Source organism: Planotetraspora thailandica (genome assembly GCF_016863335.1).
GTDB classification, from domain to species: Bacteria; Actinomycetota; Actinomycetes; order Streptosporangiales; family Streptosporangiaceae; genus Planotetraspora; species Planotetraspora thailandica.
In genome coordinates, this window is record NZ_BOOR01000091.1 from 22014 (window position 1) to 28663 (window position 6650).

The 6650-nt window shown below is 72.2% G+C and carries 7 protein-coding genes; 2 read left to right on the forward strand and 5 right to left on the reverse strand.

Features of this window, described 5'->3' with window-relative positions; all coding sequences use genetic code 11:
• Positions 1–2: 2 nt before the first annotated feature.
• Positions 3–1907: a sensor histidine kinase gene (locus Pth03_RS39775; protein WP_203949697.1), complete on the forward strand. Its 1905-nt coding sequence runs from the start codon at positions 3–5 to the stop codon at positions 1905–1907.
• The gene (locus Pth03_RS39780; protein WP_203949698.1) at positions 1904–3343 is read left to right on the forward strand and encodes a phytoene desaturase family protein; all 1440 of its coding nucleotides are present in this window, start codon (positions 1904–1906) and stop codon (positions 3341–3343) included. The genes Pth03_RS39775 and Pth03_RS39780 overlap by 4 nt, the downstream gene beginning before the upstream one ends.
• Here Pth03_RS39780 and Pth03_RS39785 read toward each other — a convergent pair.
• The 5 genes from Pth03_RS39785 to Pth03_RS39805 form a co-directional block, all read right to left on the reverse strand.
• Entirely contained in the window at positions 3309–3683 is a 375-nt protein-coding gene (locus Pth03_RS39785) for a response regulator (protein WP_203949699.1), read from the reverse strand. The genes Pth03_RS39780 and Pth03_RS39785 overlap by 35 nt on opposite strands.
• Before the next feature lie 46 nt (positions 3684–3729).
• Positions 3730–4419, reverse strand: a complete 690-nt coding sequence (locus Pth03_RS39790; RefSeq protein WP_308442420.1) for a response regulator transcription factor — start codon at positions 4417–4419, stop codon at positions 3730–3732.
• A gap of 9 nt (positions 4420–4428) precedes the next feature.
• Positions 4429–4848: a CoA-binding protein gene (locus Pth03_RS39795; protein ID WP_203949700.1), complete on the reverse strand. Its 420-nt coding sequence runs from the start codon at positions 4846–4848 to the stop codon at positions 4429–4431.
• Positions 4849–4886: 38 nt separating this feature from the next.
• Positions 4887–5483: a GNAT family N-acetyltransferase gene (locus Pth03_RS39800; protein ID WP_239119746.1), complete on the reverse strand. Its 597-nt coding sequence runs from the start codon at positions 5481–5483 to the stop codon at positions 4887–4889.
• Between the two features lie 129 nt (positions 5484–5612).
• Positions 5613–6620, reverse strand: a complete 1008-nt coding sequence (locus Pth03_RS39805; protein ID WP_203949701.1) for a sugar phosphate isomerase/epimerase family protein — start codon at positions 6618–6620, stop codon at positions 5613–5615.
• Positions 6621–6650 lie beyond the last annotated feature (30 nt).

The following is a 6650-nucleotide window of genomic DNA, read 5'->3' on the forward strand; positions in this document are numbered from 1 at the left end:
TCATGGTCGCAGCCTCCGTGATCATCGCCGTGGCCTGGGTCGCCGTCGCGCTCGGTGCCGTGGCGGCCGACCGGAGGGCGCTGGCGTGGACGGCCCTGCTGGTCGCCGCCGCCCAGGGGGTGGCGACGGCCTGGCCGGCCTGCACCCCGCTCGCCGTCGCCGCCTGGTTCGCCTGCGGGCTCGGGCTTCCGGACGGGGTTCTCGGCTCGTGGCAGCGGCGGACGTTCGCGGCCGGGGCGGCCGTGGCGGGCGCAGCCTGGACCGCGGTGATGGTCGCGGGCGGGACGACGCCCCCCGCCGGGCTCGTGGTCGCGGTTGTTGCGGCGGCATCGGCCGTGGCTCTCGTGGCGGTGTTGTTGCGCTGCCCCAGGGCACCGGCCGGACGGCGCCGCACGCTCCAGTGGGTCGCGGCGGCGGCGGTGGGGACGGTGGCCGCCGACTCCGTGCTGGTCGCGACGCATCTCCTGCTCGGCACACCCGGCGATCTGCTGACCTCGGTGCTCGCGACGACGGTCGTCCTGCCGCTCGGTGTGCTGCTCGGACAGGTGTCCTTCACGGCCCGTTTCTCCGAGCGGGGGCTGGTCGAGGCCGTCGTGGTCGCCGGGCTCGCCGTGCTGGTGGTGGCGGTCTACCTGGTGGTGATCATCGGGCTCGCGAGGTCGCCGGAGGAGCCGGAGCGCGAGGTGCTGCTCGCGAGTGTGATCGCCGCGCTCACCGCCGTCGTGCTGGGGCTGCCGCTCCGGCTGCGGCTGGTGGCGTTCGGTCAGGGGCTGCTCGGGCGGCGCGGGCAGACGCCGGAGGAGGCGCTGGCGTCGTTCGGCGCGCGGATGAGCCGTGCGGTGCCGTTCGACGAGCTGCTGCTGCAACTGGTGGAGTCGCTGCGTGCCACGCTCGGCCCCGCCGGCGCCGAGGTCTGGGTGGGCGCAGAAGGCGTGCTGCACCGGACGGTCAGCGTTCCCGAGCGCGGCGACGCCGCGCTGACGCTCAACGACAAGGAGCGTCTCGTCGTCGGCCGGACCCGCATCGGCGGTCCCGCCTGGGTGTCGATGTGGCTGCCGTCCCTCGTCGAGGACAGGGACGCCCCGATCCGGGTCGCGCCCGCGGCGCACCTCGGGGATCTGCTCGGCCTGCTCGTGGTGCGGCGCCCCGCTGACGGCGTCGAATACTCCGACGAGGACGACCGTGTGCTCATCGAGCTGGCCCGGCAGGTCGGGCTCGCGCTGCACAACATGCGTCTCGACTCGGCGCTCCAGGCGTCGCTTGAGGAGCTGCGCCAGCGTAACGAGGAGCTCCAGGCGTCGCGGTTGCGCATCGTCACCGCGGCCGACGCCTCCCGCCGCGCCATCGAGCGCGACCTGCACGACGGCGCACAGCAGCATCTCGTCGCCCTGTCGGTGAAACTCGGCCTGGCGAGCGAGCTCATCAAGGACGACCCCGCCCTCGTCGCCGAGATGCTGACCGAGCTGCGGGCCGACGTGCAGAGCACCAACGCGGCCTTCCGCGAGCTGGCGCACGGCATCTACCCGCCGCTGCTGCGCGACCACGGCCTGGGGGAGGCCCTGCGGTCGATCACGCGCCGGGTGGCCCTGCCGTACGAGGTGGACGTGGACCTGCCGCGCCGGTTCTCCGAGCAGGCCGAGGCGGCCGTCTACTTCTGCTGCCTGGAGGCGATCCAGAACGCCGGCAAATACGCCGGGGCGGACGCGTCGATCAAGGTGCGCATCCACATGGACGGCGCCCTGCTGCGATTCTCGGTGGAAGATGACGGGGCGGGGTTCGAGACCGGTGGCGGGGCCGGCCACGGGTTCGTCAACATGGCCGACCGCCTGGGCGCGATCGGCGGCCGGTTGCGGGTCGAGTCCACACCCGGAGCGGGAACCACGATAAGCGGGGAAATTTCAGTATGAGTGGGTTTGATTCCGAGTTCGACGCGGTCGTGGTCGGCTCCGGCCCCAACGGGCTCATGGCCGCCGTGACGATGGCGGAGGCGGGGCGAAGGGTGCTGCTGGTGGAGGCGGCCGGCACCTGCGGCGGCGGCCTGCGCACCGAAGAGCTGACGCTGCCCGGATTCCGGCACGACGTCTGCGCGACCGTCATGGCGATGGCGCTCGCGTCCCCCGCCTTCCGCGAATTGGATCTCGACGTGGACTGGGCGCACCCGCCGGTGCCCGCCGCGCATCCCCTCGACAAGCGGCCGGCCGTCCTGGTCCACCGCGACCCCGGCCGCACCGCCGAGGCCCTCGGCCGCGACGCCGCCGCCTGGCAGGCGACGGTGGGGGCCGCCGCGCGAGCCGGATTTCCGCTGGTGGACACGTTGCTGGCCCCGCTGTCCCTGCCGAAGGCGCCGTTCAGCGCGGCGCGGTTCGGCGTGCCGGCCGTACTGCCGTTGACCGTGCTCGCCCGCTCGGCGTTCCGCACGCCGGAGGCGCGGGCCGTGCTCGCGGGCATGGCCGCGCATTCGATGCTCGACCTGCGCGCGCCCCTGACGTCCGGGTACGGCATGTTGCTCGCGGCCCTCGCCCACCGGGTCGGCTGGCCGGTCGCGCGCGGCGGATCCCAGGCGGTGGCCGACGCCCTGGCCGCCCGGCTCGTACGGCACGGCGGCGAGATCGTCACGGGGCACACGGTGCGGAGCCTGCGAGAGCTGCCTCCCGCCCGGTCGATCCTGCTCGACCTCACACCCCGCCAGGTCGCAGCCGTCGCGGGAGACCGGCTTCCGCCCGGCTACCTGCGGCGGCTGTCGCGTTTCCGCTACGGACCCGGCGTCTTCAAGATGGACTGGGCGTTGTCGGCGCCCGTCCCGTGGCGCGACCCCTCGGTCGCCTCGGCGGGCACGGTGCACCTGGGCGGATCCCTGGAGGAGATCGCCCGCAGTGAGGCCGACGTGGCGCGCGGGAGGCACCCGGAACGGCCCTACGTGCTGGCGGTCCAGCCCAGCGTGGCCGATCCGAGCCGGGCTCCGGCGGGCGCCCACGTCCTGTGGGCCTACTGCCACGTCCCGAACGGCTCCGACGTGGACATGAGCGCGGCCGTCGAAGCCCAGATCGAGCGGTTCGCGCCGGGGTTCCGCGACGTGGTGCTGGCCCGTCACGTCATGGGGCCGGCGGCGCTCGAACGACGTAACCCCAACCTCGTGGGCGGCGACATCGGAGGCGGCTCCGCCCGGCTGAGCCAGTTCGTGGGGAGACCCGTCTACGGCGTCCACCCGTGGGCGACCCCGGTCGACGGCCTCTACATCTGCTCGGCGAGCACTCCGCCGGGACCTTCCGTACACGGCATGGGAGGGCTGCAGGCGGCGCGCCTCGCGCTCAGACGGGAAGAGCGCGCAGCAGCGCGGGTGTGAGGTCGTCCTTGCGGATGTAGGTGAGCGCCCCGCAGGTCGTCGCGTCGGGCGGAAGGTCGTCGGCGGCGTAGGTGGACAGCAAGACGATCTTGATTTCGGGGGCGCGCGCCAGAATCCGCCGGGTCGCCTCGATTCCGTTGATGCCGGGCAGGTTGATGTCCATCAGGATCATCGTCGGGCGGGCGAGCGCCGCCTGGTCGTAGGCGTCCTCTCCCGACGCCGCCTCACCGACGACGCGCCATCCCGGTAGGAGCCGCACCAGGGCGCGGGCCACAGAACGGAACGGCGCCTGGTCGTCGACGATGAGCACGTCCACCTGCGACGCCTCCGGAGCGGTCATGGATTCAGCCTGCCCGAAGCGGCGGGAGGGACCAAGGTTGCGGACCCTACATTTTCTGGGTGCTAGCACCACCCTTTTGGGCGGACAGATAAAGCAGGACGGCCATGACCCGGCGGTTGACGTCCGGCTCGGCGCCGAGGCCCAGCTTCGCGAACAGCGCGTTGATGTGCTTCTCCACCGCCCGCTCGGTCAGGAAGAGGGCGGCGCCGACGGCCGCGTTGTTCTTGCCCTGGGCGATCTGCGCCAGCACCTCGCGCTCGCGGGCGGTCAGCCCGGCGAGCGGCGACGCCTTCACCCTGATCGAGTCGGTGACCAGTGCCTCGACGACCGCAGGATCGATGACCGAGCCCCCCGCCGCCACCGTGCGGACAGCGTGCACCAGCGCCTGCGGTTCGCCGACCCGCTCCTTGAGCAGGTAGGCCCGCCCGGCGGTGCCCGTGGCCAGCAGCGGGGTGGCGTACGCGGGCTCGGCGTACTGCGACAACACGACGACGCCCATGCCGGGACGGCTCCGCTGGAAACCGATGGCCGCCTGAATGCCCTCGTCGGTGGAGGTGGGCGGCATCCGAATGTCGGTCACCACGACGTCGGGGGCGTGTTCGTCCACCGCCGCGAGCAGTTGCGGCAGGTCGGCGGCGACGCCCACCACCTCCAGGTCGTCGTGCAGGTCGAGCACGCGCCGCACGCCCTCGCGTACGAGGAAGGAGTCCTCGGCTATGACTATCCGCAATGCCACCCGGGAAGCTTATTCCGCCCGGCGCAGCGCCCACTCGACTCCGGGACACCGGTCCATGACGACGTCGAGCCCCGCGTCGAGCGCACGCCGGCCGGCGACCTCGTCGATCACATCGAGCGGCAGCCAGACGGCGCCCGCACCTGCCGCGATCGCCTCGTCCACGACCTCTCCGGCGAACTCGGCCCGCCGGTACACCCCGACGACGTCGATCGGGACCGGCACGTCGGCCAGCTTCGCGTAGCCCTGTTCACCCAGCACGGTCTTGGCGGCGGGGTGCACCGGGATGATGCGCTTGCCCCGGTTCTGGAGCAGGTTGGCCTGCTGGTAGGCCGTACGGCTCGGGTCGTCGCCGAGCCCCACGAACGCCCATGTCTTCGACTCGTTGAGCAGCCGCCTGATGACGCGCAGATCCGCGAAACGATCGTCCATGCCTGACGCAACACCCCGGGAGCCGTGGCGCTTCCCGTTCAGGCGCGGCGGTCCCGGACCGGCTCGTTGATGCGGGCGTGCACCTCCATGTCGTGCCATCCGTCGGCGTGGAGGAGCGCGCTGCGCAGGGTGCCCTCGTAGGCGAAGCCCGCCTTGTCCGCGACCAGGCACGACGCGGTGTTGTACGTGGAGTGGTGGAGCTCCACCCGGTGGAGCCCGATGTCCTCGAAGGCCCAGCGCGTCGTCTCCTGCGCCGCCCGTACGGCCGCCTCGCGTCCCCGCGCGTCCGGGAGGATCCAGTACGTGATCTGGGCCAGGCCCTCGGTCAGATGGATGTCGCGCAGCGACGCCCGCCCCAGCACCTCACCGGTGCCCGCGTCGGTGACCGCCCAGCAGGCGTCGGTCTCCGCCCGCCAGCGGGCCGGCCACTGGTCGATCCAGTCGACCGCCTCGTCGAGCGTCGTCATCGTCCTGCGGTGCCAGCGCTGGATCGCCGGGTCGGAGAACGCCTCGAGCACCGCTCCGGCGTCGTCGTGCGTCCACGCGCGGAGCACGAGGCCGTCGACCTGGAGCCGGGGTTGCTCGGCGTCGCGCATCCGGCCGGGAGACACGACGGGGAAGGGATGGGTGGGCACGGGGGACATTCTTCCCTTCGTCCCACAAGGCGCACATCACCGGGTCAGCCAATATCGGCCCCGTACGGGTGTGCGCATCCGACATGTCACGCGAGAGGGGTCTCGGGGGACCCCTCTCGCGTGACGCCGTCACTCGCTGGAGAACGCGGCGTCGAAGGCGGCCGCGGGCGGGGTGATCGCGTTGAGGGTGCGGATGTAGGCGAGGGCCTCGGGCGCGCCGGCCAGACGGTCCATGCCGGCGTCCTCCCACTCGATGGAGATGGGGCCGTCGTAGCCGATGGAGTTGAGTGCGCGGAAGCAGTCCTCCCACGGCACGTCCCCACGGCCGGTCGAGACGAAGTCCCAGCCACGGCGCAGGTCGGCCCAGGGCAGGTGGGACGACAACCGGCCCCGGCGCCCGTCGCCGATGCGGACCTTGGCGTCCTTGCAGTCGACGTGGTAGATGCGGTCGGCGAAGTCGAGGATGAAGTTCGCCGGGTCGATCTGCTGCCACACCATGTGCGAGGGGTCCCAGTTGAGCCCGAACGCGGGACGGTGGCCGATCGCCTCCAGGGTGCGCACGGTCGTGTGGTAGTCGTAGGCGATCTCACTGGGGTGCACCTCGTGCGCGAAGCGCACGCCGACCTCGTCGAAGACGTCGAGGATGGGGTTCCACCTGTCGGCGAAGTCCTGGTAACCGGCGTCGATCATGCCCGCGGGAACCGGCGGGAACATCGCCACGGTGTGCCAGATCGACGATCCGGTGAAGCCGATCACGGTGTTGACGCCGAGCAGCGCCGCCGCCCGCGCCGTGTCCTTGATCTCCTCGGCCGCGTTGGCGCGCACCTCCTCCGCGTCGCCCGAGCCCCAGATGCGGGCGGGCAGGATGCCCTTGTGCCGCTCGTCGATCGGGCTGTCGCAGACGGCCTGGCCGACGAGGTGGTTGGAGACGGCCCAGACCTTCAGGTTGTGCTTCTCCAGCGTCTCCAGCTTCTTGGGCACGTAGTCGGGCTCGGCCAGGGCCTTGTCGACCTCGAAGTGGTCGCCCCAGCAGGCGATCTCCAGGCCGTCGTAGCCCCACTCCGAGGCCAGGCGGCAGACCTCCTCGAAGGGCAGGTCGGCCCACTGGCCGGTGAACAACGTGATCGGTCGCGTCATGAGTCCTCCACGGTGACGAAACGACTGCCG

Excerpts from the sequence above, each read along its gene's own strand:
- Pth03_RS39795 (WP_203949700.1), bottom strand. The coding sequence starts at position 4,848 with ATGGACGATCGTTTCGCGGATCTGCGCGTCATCAGGCGGCTGCTCAAC.
- Pth03_RS39805 (WP_203949701.1), bottom strand. The coding sequence starts at position 6,620 with ATGACGCGACCGATCACGTTGTTCACCGGCCAGTGGGCCGACCTGCCC.
- Pth03_RS39775 (WP_203949697.1), top strand. The coding sequence starts at position 3 with ATGGTCGCAGCCTCCGTGATCATCGCCGTGGCCTGGGTCGCCGTCGCG.
- Pth03_RS39780 (WP_203949698.1), top strand. The coding sequence starts at position 1,904 with ATGAGTGGGTTTGATTCCGAGTTCGACGCGGTCGTGGTCGGCTCCGGC.
- Pth03_RS39785 (WP_203949699.1), bottom strand. The coding sequence starts at position 3,683 with ATGACCGCTCCGGAGGCGTCGCAGGTGGACGTGCTCATCGTCGACGAC.